General features: G+C 40.2%; 1 pseudogene. It reads right to left on the reverse strand.

The features are described 5' to 3' along the window. Positions 1 to 2224: pseudogene (locus tag ABD915_RS09400) on the reverse strand (hypothetical protein); the annotation flags it as partial.

The raw sequence follows: 2224 nt of genomic DNA on the forward strand, positions 1-2224 counted from the left end.
ATTTTCCCTTACTATCATAGCCTGCACCTCCACCGAAATACTCAGCAAACATCTTGTTCATTGAATAAAGCTGCGAACCATTCACTGCTTCTAGAGATTCCTCTGAGAGAGTGCCCGCACGAACTCCTGAAAGGGTCCGTTCCGCTCCATCAATGTTGGCAATGCTAATACTTGTGCCGCTTTTTTCGCCACCAATGCTGATAACATGCGTTTCTTCATTCTGCTTAACAAGGCTATCACTAACAACATTTGTAATATCATTTTTAATATTCGTGAAAGAGGTACCAATATCAGATAATGCTTCAGCAACATTATCATACTCCTTCTCTTCAACATCACTACCATCTTCCTTAACGGTCTTAACCTTGAACTTAGGAGCGGTCCATGTGCCATCCTCATACTTAGCGCCACCACCGAAATACGTAGCAACCTCAGTGCCCAATGTATGAAGCTGAGATCCATTCACTGCTTCATTTGAGGTTGCACTAACGTCTCCATTCGCAAGATACTTAATTTTGCTATTAGCTTTCTCATTATCTTTCCCATGCTGCGCTACAAAGGCATTAGCATCCTTGCTCCATAATAAAGAATCCTGAGCAACACCCTGAGAAACATCTTTAATGCGTTGATTCACATTTTTGATACTCGTATCAAGACCTTCAAAAGCTTTTCCTACCTCTGTGAAAGAATTGTCTGTTACATCACCATCTTTGGAAATCTGAGACAATTTATAGGTTGGACCAGTGAAAGCACCATCTGTAAAGGCTGTACCACCACCCAAAAACTTAGCAATACCTTCAAAGATTTTATTAATTTGTCCACCATTGATTGCATCATGTGAATCCTCTGTAATATTACCAGCAGCTACATTATGGAGAGCAACAGGTTTTGCTTCCTTACCCTTACCTAACGTCACACTTTCATAATTAATGCTGCCATTTTCATCATCTGTTTTATCGTAATGAACAACAGCTGAATCATCAGACTGAAGATTATCAGAAAGATCTTTTAAACTTTCTTCGAGTTGTTTTTTGTTAACCGCTTCATTGTCATTCTCTGCCTTTTTCACACCAGAAAGGGTCCGATCCTCACCACTCTTATTTGTAATAGTAATTGTAGCGCCATCCGTCTCACCACCAACCTTGATAGTCTTGGTATCTGTATCCTGTTTAACAAGACTATCGCCTTTTATATTGGTAATTTCATTATTAATCTGTTTGGTGATCTCATTTTTAACATTCGTAATAGAAGTGCCAACACCTGTAAAGGCAGTAGCTACATCATGATACTCTTTATCTTCGATATCGCCACCTTCATCGACAGTTTTAACCGTGAATTTTGGAGCACCCCATGTGCCCTCATCATCATAGCCAGCACCACCACCAAAAGACTTAGCAACACCGCTGCCCAATGTATGAAGCTGAGATCCATTCACTGCTTCATTTGAAGTTGCACTAACGTCTCCATTCGCAAGATATTTAATTTTGCTATTCGTTTTTCCTGCCTCTTCTGTTCCATGCTGCGCTACAAAGGCATTTTCATCGTCATTCCACATCAGCGCATTCTGCTTAATGTTCTGAGAAACCTCTGTACTATTTTTGTTAATTTCATTGTGAATATTTGTGAAAGAAGTACCTACTCCCTCAAATGCTTCCGCTACACTCGTATAGCTCTTCTCTTCAACATCACCACCATCTTTATTGACGGTCTTAAGCTTGAATGTAGGAATCGTCCATTCGCCATTCTCATACTTAGCACTACCACCAAAATAGGTAGCAATATTCTGATTTGTCTCAAAAAGCTGAGAGCCATTTACGGCATCATGTGATTCATCACCAATCTTACCATTGGCAACATTATGCAGACCAACTTGGCCCTTACTTGGATCACCAAAAGTGACGCTATTCTTATTAACTTTGCGCACTGATCTCGTAAGTGCACTAATGTCATCAGTATCTTCTTCTGTATCGTAGAAAACTGCCGCAGAACGCACATCATTAATTTCATTAGTAAGATCGGTCACCTCTTTATCAAGCTGTTCTTTGTTAACGGCTTCGTCGCTCTGTTCCGCCGCCTTCACGCCAGAGAGGGTTCGTACCTTACCATCCTTATCGGAAATAGTGATTCTATTACCGTATTTTTCTGCACCAATCTTGATGAGTTGCTCATCTTTATCCCACTTAACAAGACTATCGCCTTTTACATTGGCAATTTCATTATTAAT

Origin of the sequence: Bartonella jaculi (assembly GCF_039543045.1) — a bacterium.
Classification (GTDB): Bacteria; Pseudomonadota; Alphaproteobacteria; order Rhizobiales; family Rhizobiaceae; genus Bartonella; species Bartonella jaculi.